This window comes from [Empedobacter] haloabium (assembly GCA_008011715.2).
GTDB classification, from domain to species: domain Bacteria; phylum Pseudomonadota; class Gammaproteobacteria; order Burkholderiales; family Burkholderiaceae_D; genus Rugamonas; species Rugamonas haloabia.
Genome location: CP136508.1, coordinates 4,760,340 through 4,776,415, shown reverse-complemented (window position 1 = coordinate 4,776,415; position 16,076 = coordinate 4,760,340). Strand labels below are relative to the sequence as shown.

Sequence of the window (16,076 nt, the reverse complement as noted above, 5' to 3'; positions counted from 1 at the left end):
GGTTGGCATACAGAACCCAATACCGAAAACTGGGGTCAGACGGGGACGCCGAGTCCCGGCGGGTCTGACCCCGGCTCTTCGGGGTTCGTGGCCGAGGCAAAGTAAAAAAAACCGGTGACAGTCACCGGTTTTTTTTATGGCTGGCTTACCAGCTGTAGCCCACCTTGGCGTAGTAGTAGCGTCCATTGAACCCCGCCGGCGACCAGATGCTGTACGGGTAGATGCCGCCCACGTTCAGGTTGTTGGCCGACGTGGTCTTGTCCGGATAGCTGTCCGTCAGGTTGTCGATGCCGGCCGTCACGCGCCAGTTCTGGCCCAGCTTCAGGCTGGCCGACACGTCCAGCACCCACTGGCGGCCGTAGGTCTGGTCGAACGCCGGGTTGTTCTGCGGGACCGTGAACTTGCCGTACTGCGTGGCCTGCGCGTGCGCGCCCCAGCGCGGTGCCGTGTAGTCGATGCCGAGACTGAGCTTGTCCTTCGGCGAACCCACCGTCGTGCGCAGTACCGTCTGGCGGTCGATCAGCAGCAGGCCATTCTGCGTCAGCAGGGCCGGGTTGTCGGCGACGTGCTCCACTTCGTTCTTGTTGTGGTTGTACGCCAGCGTGAAGTCCACGCGGTCGCGGTTCGACAGGTCCAGACGATACGTGCTGACCACGTCAACGCCGGTCGTCTTGGTGTCGCTGGCGTTGGTGAAGTAGCGGCCCGCGCCCACCTGCACGCCCTGCAGCGCCAGCGCATTGCGCAGCGCTGGCGGCAAGGTCATGTTGGCCGACAGCGCGATGCGGTCGTCGACGAAAATGCGGTAGACATCGATGCTGGTGTTGAAGTTGCGTGTCGGCGCGAGCTGCAGGCCGATGCTGTAATTGCGCGCTTTTTCCGCCTTCAGCGGCTGCGAACCGATCGCGCCCGCGGCCGCGCTGTTGACGGCAAACGTGCCGGTCTCGATCGGCGTATTGACGCCGTTGATGACGGAGAAGTTGGTTGTCGTGATGGTGTAGAACTGCTGCGCCAGCGACGGTGCGCGGAAGCCCGAGGAGGCGGTGCCGCGCAGCGAGATGGCGTCGTTGAAGGCGTAGCGTGCCGAAGCCTTGGCGGACGTGGTGCTGCCGAAGTCCGTGTAGTGCTCGTAGCGGGTCGCCAGCGCGCCGGACAGCTTCGGCGTCACCTGCGCTTCCAGGTTGACGTAGGCGGACTGGTTGCTGCGGCTGTTCTTGCCCGCGTTGACGGGGCGGAAGCCGGCGAAGCCCTGCGCGCCGCTGCCCGTGTACGACGCCACGTCGCCGGCGCCGATCTCGTATTGCTCATGCCGCACCTCGATGCCGGTCGCCAGCGTCAGCGGGCCGCTGAAGGCCGCGACAGGAATTTCGCGCGCCAGGTCCAGGTTCGCCACCGATTGCGTGTTGGTCAGCTTGCCGAGGTGGAAGTGAGTGGGGCTCTCGGCCTTCAGGTCCAGGTTGGCCGTGTTGTCGATGTCGAGCCAGAAGCTGTTGCGGCCGTAGTCCACGCTGGCGTCCCAGCGCCAGCCGGCGACGTCGCCGCGCAGGCCGGCCACCAGCGACGCATCGGTCGATTCGCTGTTCTGCAGCGGCAGGAAACCTTGCGGGAACAGGGGCGAACGCGTGGACGTGCGCCACGTGGCCGCGGCTTCCGTCTTGCGCTTGCCGAACTGGCCGAACGCGTACAGGTCGGTGTTCTCGCCCACCTGGTACTGGGCGTTGAACAGCACATTGCGCGGCCTGGTATCGGAGTCGCCGTAGCGCTGTGTCACCTGGCCGTACAGCGGCTCTTTCGGATCGCGGAAATCGGCGCCGGCCCGGTTGGTCGGATCACGATCGGCCGCCTCGGCGGCCAGGCGCAGCCAGCCCTTGTCGCCCAGCGCGAAGCCGCCGGACGCCTTGACGGTCTTTTGCGTGCCGTCGCCTTCCTGGTATTCGCCAGAGCCCACTTCGACGTCGCCGCCGCGCGGACCCTTCTTCAGGATGATGTTGACGACGCCGGCGATGGCGTCCGAGCCATACTGCGCCGAGGCGCCGTCGCGCAGCACCTCGATGTGGTCGATGGCGGCCAGAGGGATCGCGTTCAGGTCCACCGGCGCGGAGCCGCGGCCGGAGGTGCCGTTGACGTTGATGACAGCCGACGTGTGGCGGCGCTTGCCGTTGACCAGCACCAGCACCTGGTCCGGCGCCAGGCCGCGCAGCTGCGCGGGACGCACGGCGTCGGACGCATCGGCGCCGGATGGGCGCGGGAAGTTCATCGACGGCAGCACGCGGGCCAGCACGGAGGCCAGCTCGGTGGAGCCGGTGGCCTGCAGCTCCTTGGCGCCGATGATGTCCACGGGCGACTCGGAGTCCGTGCTGCGGCGGTTCTTGGCGTAGGTGCCCGTCACGACGACGGTCTGCATGTCGCTGGCGACCGGTGCTTCCTGCGCCAGGGCAGGGGCCGCAGCGGCGGCGATCAGGGAAAAGACGAGGAGGGAATTCTGGTGGCGTGTGCTCATCATTAGCGTGAATGGTTATCGACCACGCTATCTTAATGGCCGATCACGCGCGCACGAACGATTGCAAAGCGCTTTGCTTATGAATATTTCGTATATAGATGAGTTTCCGAAAATCGGGGACAGTCCCCGATTTTTGGAAACATTGCCTGGAAAATGGGGTCTGTCCCCATTTTTCAGGCAACTGTCACTGCCCCGGATTCGGCAGGCTGGCATGGATCGCGTCCACCGCCTCCAGCACGTGTTGCGGCAGCTTGACGGAGTAGGCGTCGATGTTCTCTTCCAGCTGCGCCAGGGTGGTGGCGCCGATGATGGTGGAGGCGACGAACCAGCGCGAGTAGCACCACGCCAGCGCCAGCTGCGTCGGCGTCAGCCCATTGTCGCGCGCCAGTTGCGTGTACTGGGCGACGGCGGCCAGCACGCCTGGCCGCAGGTAGCGCGGGCTCCACGTCGGCGGGAAGATCGTCAGGCGGCCGTGCGCCTGCGGGTCGTCGTGGTACTTCGCGGTCAGCTGGCCGAAGGCGAGCGGGCTGTAGGCCAGCAGGCTGACGTCCGTGCGGTAGCAGGTCTCGTCCAGCAGGCTCGTTTCGAAATGGCGCGCCGTCAGGTTGTACAGGTTCTGGATCGTGGCGATGCGCGGCAGGCCCTTCATTTCGGCCTGCTTGACGAATTCACACACGCCCCAGCACGACTCGTTGGACACGCCGATGTGGCGGATCTTGCCCTCGTCGACCAGCTTGCCCAGCGCGGCCAGTGTGTCCTCGATGGCGACGGCTTCGCGCTCCTTGGCCGGCTCGAACGCGGTGGCGCCGAAGATCGGCACGTTGCGGCTTGGCCAGTGCAGCTGGTACAGGTCGATGTAGTCGGTCTGCAGCCGCCGCAGGCTCGCTTCCACCGCCGCGCGCAGGTTGGCTTCGTCGAAGTTCTGCTTGCCGTCGCGGATCCAGTAGGCGTTCGGGTTCGGCCCGGCCGCCTTGGTGGCCAGCACGACCTCGCTGCGCCGGCCGGTCTTCTTCAGCCACGTGCCGATGAAGCGCTCGGTCGAGCCCTGCGTGGCGGCACTCGGCATCACGGGATACATCTCCGCCGTGTCGATGAAATTGATGCCACGCGCCAAAGCCAGGTCCAGCTGGCTGTGCGCGTCGCTCTCGGTGTTCTGTTCGCCGAACGTCATCGTGCCCAGGCAGATGCGGCTCACCGCCAGGTCGGTGCGCCCCAGTTTGATCTTGTCCATGCTTGCTCCGTCAGGCGCCGCGCAGCGCCTCGGCGCAGTCGCGCACGAGGGCCGGGCCGGCGTAAATCAGGCCGCTGTACAGTTGCACCAGTTGGGCGCCGGCGGCGATCTTGGCCTGCGCGTCCACGCCGCGCATGATGCCGCCCACGCCGATGATCGGCAGCGCATCGCCCAGTTCCGCCTTCAACAGGCGGATGACCTGGTTGGACAGCTCGAACACGGGCGCGCCCGACAGGCCGCCCGCCTCGGCGCCATGCAGCATGCCCTGCACGGCGCTGCGCGACAGCGTGGTGTTGGTGGCGATGACGCCGTCGATGCGGTGGCGCACCAGCGCGTCGGCGATGTTCTTGACCTGGTCGCCGTCCATGTCCGGCGCGATCTTCAGCGCGATCGGCACGTAGCGCTTGTGCTGGTCGGCCAGACGCTGCTGGGCGTCCTTCAGCTGGGCCAGCAGGCCATCGAGCTCCGAGCCGCCCTGCAGCTGGCGCAGGTTCTTGGTGTTGGGCGAAGAGATATTGACCGTGACGTAGCTGGCGTACGGGTAGACCTTCTGCAGGCAGTACAGGTAGTCGTCGGCCGCGCGCTCGATCGGCGTGTCGGCGTTCTTGCCGATGTTCAGGCCCAGCACGCCGGCCTTGCTCTGGTAGAAGCGCGAGGCCTGCACGTTGGCGACGAACGCGTCGACGCCGCCGTTGTTGAAGCCCATCCGGTTGATGATGCCGTGCGCCGCCGGCAGGCGGAACATGCGCGGCAGCGGATTGCCCGGCTGCGCGCGCGGCGTGACCGTGCCCACCTCGATCGAGCCGAAGCCCAGGTCGGCCAGCGCGTCGATGTAGGCGCCGTCCTTGTCCAGGCCCGCGGCCAGGCCGACGGGGTTCTTGAACAGCAGGCCCATGACGGTGCGCGGGTCCGGCTTCGGCGGCTGCACGATGGCGCGCAGCAGGCCCGTCTTGGACAGGCGCTTCAGGTTGTTGAGGGTGAAATGGTGGGCGCGCTCGGCGTCCATCGAGAACAGCGCGGGACGCAGCAGGGAATACAGGAATTTGTCGGACATAAGGCGATCTGCAGGTGAAGTCCCGCCATTCTACCCGCACCGCCGGGCCGGCCTACGCCTGCAGCAGGCCCCACACGCCCTTGCGACGCGCCTCCAGCGGCTGGAACTTGATCTTGTAGCTCATCTTCGGGCTTTCCTCGATCCAGTAGCCCAGGTAGACATAGGGCAGGCCCAGCTCGCACGCCTGGGCGATCTGCCACATCACGTTGTACGTCCCGAACGACGCGCCCGGCACGTCCGGATCGAAGAAGGTGTAGACCGACGACAGGCCGTCCGACAGCACGTCGATGATGCTGACCATGCGCAGGGTGCCGTCCGGTTCGCGGAATTCGACCAGGCGCGTGTTCACGCGGCTTTGCAGCAGGAACTGGGCATACTGGTCGCGGCTGTCCTGGTCCATGCCGCCGCCCGCGTGGCGGGTGCTCTGGTAGCGCAGGTAGAGCGCGTAATGCTCGTCCGAGAACGACAGCGTGGCCACACCCGTCAGCAGGTTGTTGTGACGGGCCCAGGCCCGGCGCTGCCCGCGCGTGGGCGCGAACGCCTCGGCCACCACGCGCACCGGAATGCAGGCCTGGCAACCGTCGCAATACGGGCGGTAGGTGAAGATGCCGCTGCGGCGGAAGCCGTTGCGCACCAGCTCGGAGTAGACGTCCGCGTTGATCAGGTGCGACGGGGTCGCGACCTGCGAGCGGGCCTGCCGGGCGTCCAGGTAACTGCAAGGGTAGGGCGCCGTCGTGTAGAACTGGAGGGCCGCGAAGGGAAGGTCGTTTAGCTGCGTCATGCAGAACCTGTGATCAGCGTGGGCGTTTGTTGTGACTCTGGCACCGGGACCCGGTGCCAGCGCGCGATAACGTTGGACGTATCATAGCGCGTTCCGCCACGGGCATGTGTGCGGCCGCACACGAAGCGGCCGGGAAGCCTCTACGACGCCGCGACGAACGGCGGTACCGGCTGCCAGTTGCGGATGCGCGGCTTGGCGATCGCCTGGCGCAGGTGGGCCAGGAAGGCGGCGCGGGGAATGGGCGCGGCGCCCAGCGAGGCCAGGTGGCCCGTCTCCTGCTGGCAGTCGATCATCTGCACGCCTTGCAGCCTTAAAAAGTGCACGAGGTAAGCGAGCGCCACCTTCGACGCGTCCGTGACGCGCGCGAACATCGACTCGCCATAGAACATCTGCCCGATCGAGACCCCATAGGCGCCACCCACCAGCTCGCCATCGAGCCATACCTCGGAGGAGTGCGCGAAGCCGAGCGCGTGCAGGCCGGTATAGCCCTTGACGATGTCCTCGGAGATCCAGGTGCCGGGGCCGTCGCGTCGCGGCGCCGCGCACGCCCGCATCACCTGCTCGAAGGCGCTGTCGAAACGGACCTGCCAGCGCCCGTCCGTGCGGCCGCTTTTCTCGACCTTCTTCAGCGTCTTCTTCAAGCTGTCGGACACCTTGAAGTCGGCCGTCATCAGCACCATGCGCGGATCGGTGCTCCACCACAGGATCGGCTGGCCCTCCGAGAACCAGGGAAAAATGCCGTTGCGATAAGCCATCAGCAGCCGCTCCGGCGACAGGTCGGCGCCGGCCGCCAGCAGGCCCGGGGCCTCCGTTGTCAGCGCCTCGGATACGTCGGGAAACGGCGTATGCGTGCCGAGCCAGGGGATCATGGTGCGTCGGCGACGCGCATTGGGCGCGTGATGTCCTGGGTGTGGAAGCCGTAGCCACTGCTGGCCTGGCCCTGCTCGCGCATGCGGGCGCGGTCGGCAAAGAACAATTCCAGCGTCTGGCGGATCGTGGGGAATGCCAGGTCGTCCCATGGGATCTCGCTTTGCGTGAACATGCGCACGTCCAGGCTTTCCTCGCCGGGCGCGAAGTCCAGGTCGCGCAAGGTGGCCAGGTAGAACATATGGACCTGGTGCACGTGCGACACATTGATCAGGGCGAACAGCTGGCCCAGCTCGATGTTGGCGCCCGCTTCCTCTTCCGTTTCGCGCTGGGCGGCGGCGGCCGTCGTCTCGTTGTTTTCCATGAACCCGGCCGGCAGGGTCCAGTAGCCGTAGCGCGGTTCGATGGCACGCTTGCACAGCAGTACCTGCAGCTCGCCATCCCGTTCCCAGACCGGAATGGAGCCGATGACCATCTTGGGGTTCTGGTAATGGATCGTCGCGCACTGGGGGCACACATAGCGGGGCCGGTTATCGCCGGGGGGCACCATCAGCTCGACGGGGTGGGCGCATTCGGAACAGAATTTCATAGATCTCGTGTGTTGGCTGTAGGGACGCCAGCAAACGGACGGGGCCGGCATGATCGCGCGGCCCCGTGGCGAAGGCGTGTCCCGGTTTGTCTGATGCTTACTTTACACCGATTGGCGGCCATCGCGTACTGGTGCGCGGGCCATCGGCGACCCCGGCCACAAATAAATCCGTTCTATCATGCGCCAAGCGAGGATTGATATTGCCTAATGGCTGGCGTTGCCCTATAATACGTTCAACAGACGCGGGGTGGAGCAGTCTGGCAGCTCGTCGGGCTCATAACCCGAAGGTCACAGGTTCAAATCCTGTCCCCGCAACCAGATTCCGGAAGCCGTCATCAGCGCAAGCGATGACGGCTTTTTTGTCTTTGCAATATTGCTAAAATGTATTCATGTTTTCTTAATGTTCAGCGCGCTATACTGGGCCGCTGAAATGAACGGAACAGGGAATACGATGACCGCGGTATTTTCCACGACACGGCCACGCCGCTCCGGCGCGCTGTTCGCAGTCCTGTTTCTTCATCTGTGCATTGGAATCGTATGGTGGCGCGCGGTGGTTATTCGCGATGAGGCACCGATAAGCGCGCGGCTGGACGTGTTTTATGTGCTGCCCCAGCCAGCCGTTCCCCGGAAATCGCTCATGGCGCCGCCGAGCGAACATGCGGTAAAGCCGCCTCGGCCTTTGCCTGCCAAACCCGACATCCCGCGGCAGTCGGCTGCGATTCCTGCACAAGCAGATGCGCCACCCGAGACATCTGCCGAAGAGAAGACCGAAGCAAGAGTCATCGATACTGCCGCGTTAATCAGCATGGCCGGCCAGCTCGACAAACAATTACGCAAGCCGGACGAAAACCTGCTCTCAGGTGCGCAGGGTAAATCGCTGCGCGAGAAAATGGACGAGGCGTTCCGCGCCGCGCACCTGGCCGTCCCGCTGAAATGGTACGAAGCGGCCCGCGTCGAATTGTGGAGCGCGGAAAACGACCCGGCGAAGATTTACCAGGTCCGCACGGCTTTCGGTACCTATTGCCTGTTCTATGCCGATCGCCTGAAGAACCCGGACGCGCCGAGTCAGCCGCGCATGTCGGCCTGTCCGAAGCGCTTTTGAGCGAAACGTCACGGTCTTGTGCCAGAAGCTGGCGTGAACAAGCAAGTTTCCGGCATGTGCGGGCTGTAGTGGACCATGGATGAGGTCATCACTGCCTGTGCAGCGCGGCGCGCAGCCAGGCCAGCATGCCGTCGGTCATGCCGCGGCCGACACGCAGGAGCGGCTCGGTTTCGATGGCACGACGAAATCGCGGCAGCGTATCCGGATGATTCCCGACCATATCGTGGAACAGTTCCATCCATTGTCCGGCCAGCAGCTTGGCCTCGACATTATCCGGCGATGGCGTTGCTTTCATTTGTTGGCTGATGGCTTCGATCAGCGGCGGCCATTCGTGGGCGCGGGTCGCGTAATGGCGGCGCATTTGATTCAGTTCCTCGGGTGTCAGGTACTTCGCCCACGTGTCCAGTTTTACCTCGCCCATTGCCTGCGCCATGAAATTGCGCATTGCCGGGGTAATACCGCTGCTCTGCTGGATGGCTGGCTCACGCTCGTGCATGATATTGAGCCGCGCCATGATCGACGGATCGGCCCTGGTATCGCGGTCCAGCATCGTCATCCAGCGCAGCGCGAGCGTTTTCGTCTCCGGATTATCCGGTGCGCCGCCCGATTGCATCAGCGCGGACACAGCGTCCACCAATTGCCGCCATTCGGCCTTGGCATTGTTGTCGCTATACAGCGCCAGGTTTGCCAGCTCGTCTTTCGAGAAGTATTTTTCGTACATCGTCATCTGCTCCAGTGTGGTCAGCCAGGCAGCCAGGTCCGGTGTTTCTCCCGTCGCCAACAAACCGCGCATGAACAGTAATTGCTCGCGCATGCGCGCCGCCTCGCTGATCTGCCGGTCCAGGGCGGAAAGCTGGCGGTCGATAATGGCGGCGGAAGAAATACCGGCCCCGGCCAATAAGGAACCGATGTCGGCCAGCGGCATGCCGAACTGGCGCAGCGCCTGGATCTGGTGCAGGCGAGCGACGTCGTCGCGGCTGTACAGCCGGTACCCGGCATCGGAACGGGCCGATGGCGACAGCAGACCGATGTCGTCGTAATGGTGCAAGGTGCGCACGGTCAGGCCGGCGTGGCTTGCGAGTTGTCCAATCTTCAGCATCGGTGGCTCCCTTCGTCAGCTTCGTTGCCATCATGAAGGCTGACGTTGCGTCAGGGTCAAGCGCCGTCAGTCGTCATCGGTGGCCAGGCTGGCCCACAGATGGGCCGCCGCCATCGTACGGTGTGGTTGGTATTGCTGCAACAATTGTTCGGCGCGGGCGATGGATGGCTTGGGTTCCTCGCCCAGCAGACGCTGCAGCGCGGCGCGCACGGCCACGTCGCCGTGCAGCGAGCAGTCGGCGTGGCCGTAGCCGCGCAGCAGGCCGTAGTTGACGGTCCAGGGGCCGATGCCCTTGACGGCCAGCAGGCGCTGGCCGATCTGGTCGACAGGATTGTCCGGCCCTGGCGTCAGGTCCAGTTCGCCGCTGGCGACCAGCGTGGCAAAGCGCAGCAGGGTTTCCGCTTTCGCGCGCGAAAACTTGCGGCTGGTGAGGTCTTCGACCGTCAGCCGGGCAGCGTCGGGCGCTTCCGGGTAACACCACAAGCCGCTGCTGTGCTGGCGTCCCGCCTGCAGGATGAGGGTGCGGCGCAGCGCGATGGCAAACGCCAGGTTGATCTGCTGGCCGATGATGGCCCATGTCAACGCCTCGAACACGGTAGCGGATTGCACGATGCGCAAGCCGGGCCGGCGCCGCACTTGCGGGCCCAGCAGTTGATCCGCTTGCATCGCGGCCAGGAAGGGGGCCGGGTCGATGCGCAGGCCCAGGATGTTGAGCAGGGCGTCATGGACGCGCTGGCGCAGTGCCGGCGTCAGTGCGCCGTCCAGTTCGGCCGTGCACCGGATCGGGCCGCTGGCGCCGGCCAACGGCGCCCGCAGCACGACAGGCACGCCATCCAGCATGACACCCTTGCGGATCAGCTCGGGCGTGACCTGTTCGGCCACGCTTTCCGTGTCGCGGCGGTGGAATCGCAGCACGTCCTCGACGCGGTAGCCGGGCGGCAGGACGAGATCGAACGGTTCCGTCATACGGCTGCCCGCGTGCGCGCCCAGGCCGGGCGGTATCCCGTCACGAGTACCACGCCGGCGATCACCATCGCGGCACCAGCCAGCGTGTACCAGCCGACGACTTCCTGCAGGAACAGCACGCCCCACAGGATGCCGAACAGCGGGCTCAGGAACGTTACCGTCAGCGCGGACGTGGCACCGACGTCCTGCACGAGGCCGTAGTACAGCAAGTAGGCAACGCCACTGCACAGTACGCCCAGCGCCACCGCGGCGGCCAGGATGCCGGGCGCGGGCAGCGCCGGCTGGGGAAACATGAAAAGGGATGGCAACGTCAGCAGGGCACCCGCCCACATGCTGCCGTGCGCATTGGAGAACGGCTCGACGGCCGGGGCCGATTTCGCATACACGGTGGCGATGCCATAGTTGAACGGTGCCAGCAGGGCGGCGCCGATGGCCAGCAAGGCGCCATCTTGCGTGCTGAGCCGGTCCATGCCCACGAGCAGCGCAACGCCCAGCGTACCCAGCACCAGGCCCAGCAGCACACGCGGGCCGACCATATGGCGCTGCCAGACGGCGGCAATCATGGCCGCCCACATTGGCGCGGTGGCATTCAACACGGACAGCAGCGAGGCTGACAGCGTCTTCGCCGCATAGGCGAACAGCACGAACGGAATCGCGGCATTGAAAAGGCCGAGAATCAGGTAGTGCTGCCAGTACTTGCGCAAGTGCAGCGACTTCTTCAGCACCAGCGCGATCGCGGCCAGGAACAGCGCGGCAAACACGACGCGCAACTCGATCAGCCAGCCGGGCCCCAACACGGGTGCGGCGATGCGCATGAAGAGGAAAGAGCCGCCCCAGATGGCGGCCAAGAGAAACAGACGGAGCAGGTTGGTAGTGGACATAGAATATTGTTATGGCCGCGCCCGTGTCCCACCACGGGGTCAGTCACCAAAGTGAGACACAAGCTCGGCTGTAGTACGGCTCAGCCCGTGTCTCGAAATGGTGACTGACCCCGCGGTGGGACACAAGCTCGGCTTTGGTCGGACCCAGATGTTGACACGGGCTCGGCCGTCTTGCCAGCTGGTTCCTGCTTTTGAATTATGTTTGCAGCGTGATGGCGCAGGCGGAAGTGCCGGGCGCTTCCAGGGCGGCGGCATGGTTGACCTGAAGCTCGCGAGGGACGCCGTTCTTGACCGCCGTCATTTCGGCCAGGATCGAGATGGCGATCTCGGCCGGGGTCTTGCTGCCGATGTAGAGGCCGACGGGGCCGTGCAGGCGGTCCAGCTGGGCCGGTGTCAGGTCGAACTGCAGCAGGCGCTCGCGCCGCTTGGCGTTGTTGGCGCGCGAACCGATCGCGCCGACGTAGAATGCGTCCGACTTCAGCGCTTCCATCAGCGCCAGGTCGTCCAGCTTCGGGTCGTGCGTCAGCGCGACGACGGCGCTGCGCCTGTCGAGCTTCATTTCCAGCACCAGGTCGTCCGGCATCGCATGCACCAGGCGCACCTCCGGCAAGGTCCAGCCGCTGCGGTATTCCTCGCGTGGGTCGCACACGGTGACGTGGTAGTCCATCGCGCTGGCGATCTGGGCGACAAAGCGCGACAGCTGGCCGGCGCCGATGATCAGCAGGCGCCAGCGCGGGCCGTGTTGGGTGACGAGCGCCTCGTCCGTCAGTGTCAGCACGGCGCTGGCCGCGGCCTTGTCGAGGGTGACCGCGCCGGTGCGCAGGTCGACGCGGCGCTCGACCAGCTGGTGCTGCTCGAGCCGGCCCAGCAGTTCGGCGATCCGGCTGTCGGGACCCAGCGGTTCGATGGCCAGCTCGATGGTGCCGCCGCAGGGCAGGCCGAAGCGGTGCGCTTCGTCGGCCGTGATGCCATAACTGACGATTTCCGGCAGCGTGCGGGTGATGCCTTCGCTGCGCACGCGCGCGATCAGGTCGTCTTCGATGCAGCCGCCCGAGACGGAACCGACCACGCGGCCGTCGTCGCAGATGGCCAGGGTGGCGCCGATCGGGCGGGGGCTGGAGCCCCAGGTCTTGATGACGGTGACGAGTTCGCAGCGGTGTCCCGCGGCGATCCAGGCGGCGCTGGTCTTGAGTACTTCGAGGTCGATGCTGTCCATCGGCAAACTATACTATGGCCGCCGAAAGCATGTCGGGCTGCTAACGAACGCGGCCGCAGATCAGTTTCATGGCGCCATCGTAGCGGCTGCCGGGCTCGACAGCTTCGGCGTCGAAGGCCTCGAATTTGTACGTGCCGACGATCTCGCCCTTGGCCATCGGCTCGGGGTAGAACAGCTGCGATTGCAGGGTGACGGTGCGGGCCTCGCAGTCGTACAGCTGCTGGGCCCGCACGGACAGGTATTGCTTGCCGTCCGGCGCCGACTGCGGCTTGCGGAACGATTCCAGGGTCCAGGCCTTGCGCCCGCCGTCCACTTTGCGGATCGACGCCTTGTCCACGTACAAGGTGCCGTCCTTGTCCGTGCGCACCTTGGTCCATGGCGCGGCCTGGGCCGCCAGCGGCAGGCACAGCAAGGACAGCAAGAGCGCGGCCAGGCGGCGCATCACGGCACCAGCCGCTTCTTGGCCGCCTGCTTGGCGCGGATCTCGGCCACGATCTTGTCGTTGAACACCACGCGCTGGCCCAGGTTGGGATGGATCGCCGTGTAGCCGTTCAGCACGGAGGACGGATATTGCGAGGCCAGACGCTGCCAGAAGCTGTTGTATTGTTCGATCGGGTAGCCGGCGCGGGCCAGCATGTACAGCGCCAGCTTGTCCGCCGCCGCTTCCATGTCGGCCGGCAGCGGCCGGATGCCGGAGGTGCCGATCAGCAAGGTCAAATCGGGCCGGACTGACGTCAGGTTGTCGATCATGCTGCCGATCGTGGCCGTGTTGCGCAGGCTGGCGGCATGGCCCAGCACGTTGTGGGCGATGTCCTTCGCCAGGACGTAGGCGATGGCCTCGTCGGTCTGGGCGAAGTTGATCATGCCGCGGGTGACGGCCACGCGCGAACCGTCGGCGTAGGAATTGACGTTGTCCGCATTGCCCAGGTCGACACGGATGGCGCAGGCGCGCGTGACCGGCACGCGCAGGACCTGGTTGTTGCCGTCGCGCGCGATCGTCATCGACAGCTGTGCCCGTTTCGAGACCAGGGGACCGAACACGGCTGCTGCCTTGGTCTCCGCGCCGGGTCCCGTGGGCAGCGGGCGGCCATCCGCCGCGACCAGTTCGTCGCCCTTGCGCAGGCCGGCGCGCGCGGCGCCGCTGCCGGCCAGCACGCCGGATACCTGCAGCGTGTCGCCATAGCCCAGCACGGCCTCGGCCGCATCGGCGTACTCGCCCGGGTAAGACCATTTGTTCTTGGCGGTGAAGCCCAGCAGGCTGCGCGCCTGCGTACGGCACAGCTCTGCGTTATTGATCAGGATGGGGGCCGCCACACGGTACAGACGGTCCTGCAGCGTCACCATCGAGCGCACGGCATCGCGCGCCGCGACCATGCGCGGCGTCACGAGCGGTGCCTCGGGGGCCGCCGGGGCCTGCTCCACCACGGGCGGCAGGCAGGCAGGGGGTGTTGTTGCGCAAGCCGAAAGCAGCAGGGCCACCGTCAGGGCGGCCAGCGTGGGCCGCGTGGTTGAAATGATGCGTGGTGCGACGGTTCCTGCCATGAATCCTTCCTTCGTCTCTGTTATTAGTGTTTGCCGGTGCTGCCGAAGCCGCCTTCGCCCCGCGCACTGTCACCGAATTCCTCCACCACGTTGAAGCCCACCTGCATGACAGGGACGACGATCAGCTGGGCAAGACGCTCCATCGGGTTCAGCGTGAAGCTGCTCTGCCCCCGGTTCCACGTCGACACCATCAGCTGGCCCTGGTAGTCGGAATCGATCAAGCCTACCAGATTCCCAAGAACAATGCCGTTCTTGTGACCCATGCCGCTGCGCGGCAAGATCATCGCCGCATAGCCGGGGTCGCCAATGTGGATCGCCAGGCCGGTCGGCACCAGGACCGTCTGGCCCGGCTCGATCGTGATGGGCGCGTCCAGGCAGGCGCGCAGGTCGAGACCGGCACTACCGGGTGTTGCATAGGCCGGCAGCTGGTCCTGCATGCGCGGGTCGAGGATCTTGACGTCGATGGATTTCATTTATTGGAAAAGCGAATGCTTATTGGTACGTTTGGAAATTTCGGAGATCAGCTGGCGAGCCAGGGTCAGTTTGTCGGCGCGCGGCAGGATCGTATGGCCGTGCTCGTCGAACAGGATGATCGTGTTGTCGTCGGCGCCGAAGGTGTGGTGGCCGATATTGCCGACCAGCAGAGGGATGCCCTTGCGCTCGCGCTTGGCCGCGCCGAACTCCACCAGGTTTTCCGACTCGGCGGCAAAGCCCACGCAGTAGGGATGGCCGGCCAGCGTGGTGCGGGCGGCGATCGTGGCGAGGATGTCGGGGTTTTCTTCGAACTCGAGCGTCGGCGCGGCATCGCCGTTCTTCTTGACCTTTTGCGCGCTGGGGTTCTTCACGCGCCAGTCGGCCACGGCCGCGACGGCGATGAAGACGTGCTGGCCGTCGATGGCCGCGTTGACGGCTTCCATCATCTGGCGCGCGCTTTGCACGTCGATGCGCTGCACGCCGAACGGCGTCGGCAGTGCCGTCGGGCCGGAGATCAGCGTGACCTCGGCGCCGGCCTCGCGCGCGGCGCGGGCCACGGCATAACCCATCTTGCCGGACGATAAATTGGTAATGCCGCGCACGGGGTCGATGGCCTCGAAGGTCGGGCCGGCCGTGATCAGGATGCGCTTGCCTGCCATGACTTTCGGCTGGAACGCGGCCACGATTTCCTCGAGCAACTGCTCGGGCTCGAGCATGCGGCCCATGCCGGTCTCGCCGCAGGCCTGCTCGCCGGCGGCCGGGCCGACGATGCAGATGCCGTCCTCGCGCAATTGCTGCGCATTGCGCTGGGTGGCCGGGTTGGTCCACATCTCCACGTTCATGGCCGGCGCGACCAGCAGGGGCACGTGGCGCGGGCGGGCCAGGCACATCGTCGACAGCAGGTCGTCGCAGACGCCGTGCGCCAGCTTGAACATGAAGTCGGCGGAGCAGGGCGCGATGACGATGGCATCGGCGTCACGCGTCACGTCGATGTGCGCCATATTGTTGCCCACTCGCGGGTCCCACTGGCTCGAATACACGGGCTTGCCGGACAGGGCCTGCATCGTCACGGCGGTGATGAAATGCAACGCGGCATCCGTCATCACGACCTGGACGGAGGCGCCTTCCTTGCTCAGGGCGCGGCACAGTTCGGCGGCCTTATAGCAGGCCACGCCCCCGGACAAGCCGAGGACGATCTTCTTACCAGTCAGTTCCATGGCTGCTCCAGCAGGTCAGGTTATTTGTATTTCACTTGTTAACGCGGCGCAGCTCGTCCAGGATGAACAGGGCGGCACCGATGCAGATGGCGCTGTCGGCGATGTTAAATGCCGGGAAATGACCCAGGCCGCGCCAGTGGAAGTCGAGGAAGTCGATCACGTGGCCGTAGGCGATACGGTCGATGACGTTGCCGATGGCACCGCCCAGGATCAGGGCGAGGGCCCAGCAGAACATGCGCTGGCCGGCATGCTTGCGCAGCAGATAAATGATGTACAACGCCGCGCCGATACCGATCGCCGTGAAGAAATAGCGCTGCCAGCCGGACTCGTTGGACAGGAAGCTGAACGCGGCGCCGCGGTTGTACGCCAGCACCAGGTTGAAGAAGTTGGTAACGACCAGTTCCTCGCCGTATTTGAACAGCTTGGTGATCGTGATTTTCGACAGCTGGTCGAGCAGGATGACGACGGCGGCAATGCCCAGCCATGGCGTCAGGCTGCCGGAAGGTTTGCTGGAAAACGTTTTTTTGCTTTTGGCCATGGGATGACTTTGTTTGTTGCTT

General features: G+C 65.4%; 16 protein-coding genes and 1 tRNA gene. 2 read left to right on the top strand and 15 right to left on the bottom strand.

Annotated features, from left to right (window positions below):
- Positions 1-145 precede the first annotated feature (145 nt).
- From E7V67_020925 to E7V67_020900, 6 genes are all read right to left on the bottom strand, one after another.
- Positions 146-2,500: a TonB-dependent receptor gene (locus E7V67_020925; protein ID WUR12142.1), complete on the bottom strand. Its 2,355-nt coding sequence runs from the start codon at positions 2,498-2,500 to the stop codon at positions 146-148.
- Positions 2,501-2,681: 181 nt separating this feature from the next.
- Positions 2,682-3,728 (bottom strand): aldo/keto reductase, encoded by a 1,047-nt coding sequence (locus E7V67_020920; protein WUR12141.1) that lies wholly within the window; start codon positions 3,726-3,728, stop codon positions 2,682-2,684.
- A gap of 10 nt (positions 3,729-3,738) precedes the next feature.
- On the bottom strand, positions 3,739-4,782 hold the full coding sequence (locus E7V67_020915; protein WUR12140.1) for a quinone-dependent dihydroorotate dehydrogenase: 1,044 nt from the start codon (positions 4,780-4,782) through the stop codon (positions 3,739-3,741).
- 52 nt (positions 4,783-4,834) lie between these two features.
- Positions 4,835-5,563, bottom strand: a complete 729-nt coding sequence (locus E7V67_020910; GenBank protein WUR12139.1) for an arginyltransferase — start codon at positions 5,561-5,563, stop codon at positions 4,835-4,837.
- A 140-nt stretch (positions 5,564-5,703) separates the two neighbouring features.
- Complete coding sequence (gene aat / locus E7V67_020905) at positions 5,704-6,432, bottom strand: leucyl/phenylalanyl-tRNA--protein transferase (protein WUR12138.1); 729 nt, start codon at positions 6,430-6,432, stop codon at positions 5,704-5,706.
- Positions 6,429-7,019, bottom strand: a complete 591-nt coding sequence (locus E7V67_020900) for an NUDIX hydrolase (GenBank protein WUR12137.1) — start codon at positions 7,017-7,019, stop codon at positions 6,429-6,431. The genes aat and E7V67_020900 overlap by 4 nt, the downstream gene beginning before the upstream one ends.
- 241 nt (positions 7,020-7,260) lie before the next feature.
- Here E7V67_020900 and E7V67_020895 point away from each other — a divergent pair.
- Together E7V67_020895 and E7V67_020890 are read left to right on the top strand one after the other, a co-directional pair.
- Positions 7,261-7,337: transfer RNA gene (locus E7V67_020895), tRNA-Met, on the top strand.
- A 133-nt stretch (positions 7,338-7,470) separates the two neighbouring features.
- Positions 7,471-8,121 (top strand): hypothetical protein, encoded by a 651-nt coding sequence (locus E7V67_020890; protein WUR12136.1) that lies wholly within the window; start codon positions 7,471-7,473, stop codon positions 8,119-8,121.
- 88 nt (positions 8,122-8,209) lie between these two features.
- On the opposite strand, the gene E7V67_020885 is transcribed toward E7V67_020890, so the two are convergent.
- The 9 genes from E7V67_020885 to lspA all read right to left on the bottom strand — a co-directional run bounded on the left by E7V67_020885 (position 8,210) and on the right by lspA (position 16,054).
- Positions 8,210-9,220, bottom strand: a complete 1,011-nt coding sequence (locus tag E7V67_020885) for a MerR family transcriptional regulator (protein ID WUR12135.1) — start codon at positions 9,218-9,220, stop codon at positions 8,210-8,212.
- A gap of 66 nt (positions 9,221-9,286) precedes the next feature.
- On the bottom strand, positions 9,287-10,186 hold the full coding sequence (locus tag E7V67_020880) for a DNA-3-methyladenine glycosylase (GenBank protein ID WUR12134.1): 900 nt from the start codon (positions 10,184-10,186) through the stop codon (positions 9,287-9,289).
- Positions 10,183-11,067 carry a DMT family transporter gene (locus tag E7V67_020875; GenBank protein WUR12133.1) on the bottom strand — a complete coding sequence of 295 codons (885 nt, stop codon included), beginning with the start codon at positions 11,065-11,067 and terminating at the stop codon, positions 10,183-10,185. The genes E7V67_020880 and E7V67_020875 overlap by 4 nt, the downstream gene beginning before the upstream one ends.
- A gap of 196 nt (positions 11,068-11,263) precedes the next feature.
- Positions 11,264-12,283, bottom strand: a complete 1,020-nt coding sequence (locus E7V67_020870; GenBank protein WUR12132.1) for an XdhC family protein — start codon at positions 12,281-12,283, stop codon at positions 11,264-11,266.
- Between the two features lie 40 nt (positions 12,284-12,323).
- On the bottom strand, positions 12,324-12,725 hold the full coding sequence (locus E7V67_020865; protein ID WUR12131.1) for a hypothetical protein: 402 nt from the start codon (positions 12,723-12,725) through the stop codon (positions 12,324-12,326).
- A complete protein-coding gene (locus E7V67_020860) occupies positions 12,725-13,825 on the bottom strand; it encodes a M48 family metallopeptidase (GenBank protein ID WUR12130.1) in 1,101 nt (366 codons plus the stop codon). Before E7V67_020860 ends, E7V67_020865 begins: the two co-directional genes overlap by 1 nt.
- Before the next feature lie 23 nt (positions 13,826-13,848).
- A complete protein-coding gene (dut, locus tag E7V67_020855) occupies positions 13,849-14,298 on the bottom strand; it encodes a dUTP diphosphatase (protein WUR12129.1) in 450 nt (149 codons plus the stop codon).
- Complete coding sequence (coaBC, locus tag E7V67_020850; GenBank protein ID WUR12128.1) at positions 14,299-15,516, bottom strand: bifunctional phosphopantothenoylcysteine decarboxylase/phosphopantothenate--cysteine ligase CoaBC; 1,218 nt, start codon at positions 15,514-15,516, stop codon at positions 14,299-14,301.
- Between the two features lie 31 nt (positions 15,517-15,547).
- Positions 15,548-16,054 (bottom strand): signal peptidase II, encoded by a 507-nt coding sequence (gene lspA / locus E7V67_020845; GenBank protein ID WUR12127.1) that lies wholly within the window; start codon positions 16,052-16,054, stop codon positions 15,548-15,550.
- Positions 16,055-16,076: the final 22 nt, after the last annotated feature.

Coding starts and splice junctions, on each gene's coding strand:
- E7V67_020925 (WUR12142.1), bottom strand. CDS start 2,500: ATGATGAGCACACGCCACCAGAATTCCCTCCTCGTCTTTTCCCTGATC.
- E7V67_020920 (WUR12141.1), bottom strand. CDS start 3,728: ATGGACAAGATCAAACTGGGGCGCACCGACCTGGCGGTGAGCCGCATC.
- E7V67_020915 (WUR12140.1), bottom strand. CDS start 4,782: ATGTCCGACAAATTCCTGTATTCCCTGCTGCGTCCCGCGCTGTTCTCG.
- E7V67_020910 (WUR12139.1), bottom strand. CDS start 5,563: ATGACGCAGCTAAACGACCTTCCCTTCGCGGCCCTCCAGTTCTACACG.
- aat (WUR12138.1), bottom strand. CDS start 6,432: ATGATCCCCTGGCTCGGCACGCATACGCCGTTTCCCGACGTATCCGAG.
- E7V67_020900 (WUR12137.1), bottom strand. CDS start 7,019: ATGAAATTCTGTTCCGAATGCGCCCACCCCGTCGAGCTGATGGTGCCC.
- E7V67_020890 (WUR12136.1), top strand. CDS start 7,471: ATGACCGCGGTATTTTCCACGACACGGCCACGCCGCTCCGGCGCGCTG.
- E7V67_020885 (WUR12135.1), bottom strand. CDS start 9,220: ATGCTGAAGATTGGACAACTCGCAAGCCACGCCGGCCTGACCGTGCGC.
- E7V67_020880 (WUR12134.1), bottom strand. CDS start 10,186: ATGACGGAACCGTTCGATCTCGTCCTGCCGCCCGGCTACCGCGTCGAG.
- E7V67_020875 (WUR12133.1), bottom strand. CDS start 11,067: ATGTCCACTACCAACCTGCTCCGTCTGTTTCTCTTGGCCGCCATCTGG.
- E7V67_020870 (WUR12132.1), bottom strand. CDS start 12,283: ATGGACAGCATCGACCTCGAAGTACTCAAGACCAGCGCCGCCTGGATC.
- E7V67_020865 (WUR12131.1), bottom strand. CDS start 12,725: ATGCGCCGCCTGGCCGCGCTCTTGCTGTCCTTGCTGTGCCTGCCGCTG.
- E7V67_020860 (WUR12130.1), bottom strand. CDS start 13,825: ATGGCAGGAACCGTCGCACCACGCATCATTTCAACCACGCGGCCCACG.
- dut (WUR12129.1), bottom strand. CDS start 14,298: ATGAAATCCATCGACGTCAAGATCCTCGACCCGCGCATGCAGGACCAG.
- coaBC (WUR12128.1), bottom strand. CDS start 15,516: ATGGAACTGACTGGTAAGAAGATCGTCCTCGGCTTGTCCGGGGGCGTG.
- lspA (WUR12127.1), bottom strand. CDS start 16,054: ATGGCCAAAAGCAAAAAAACGTTTTCCAGCAAACCTTCCGGCAGCCTG.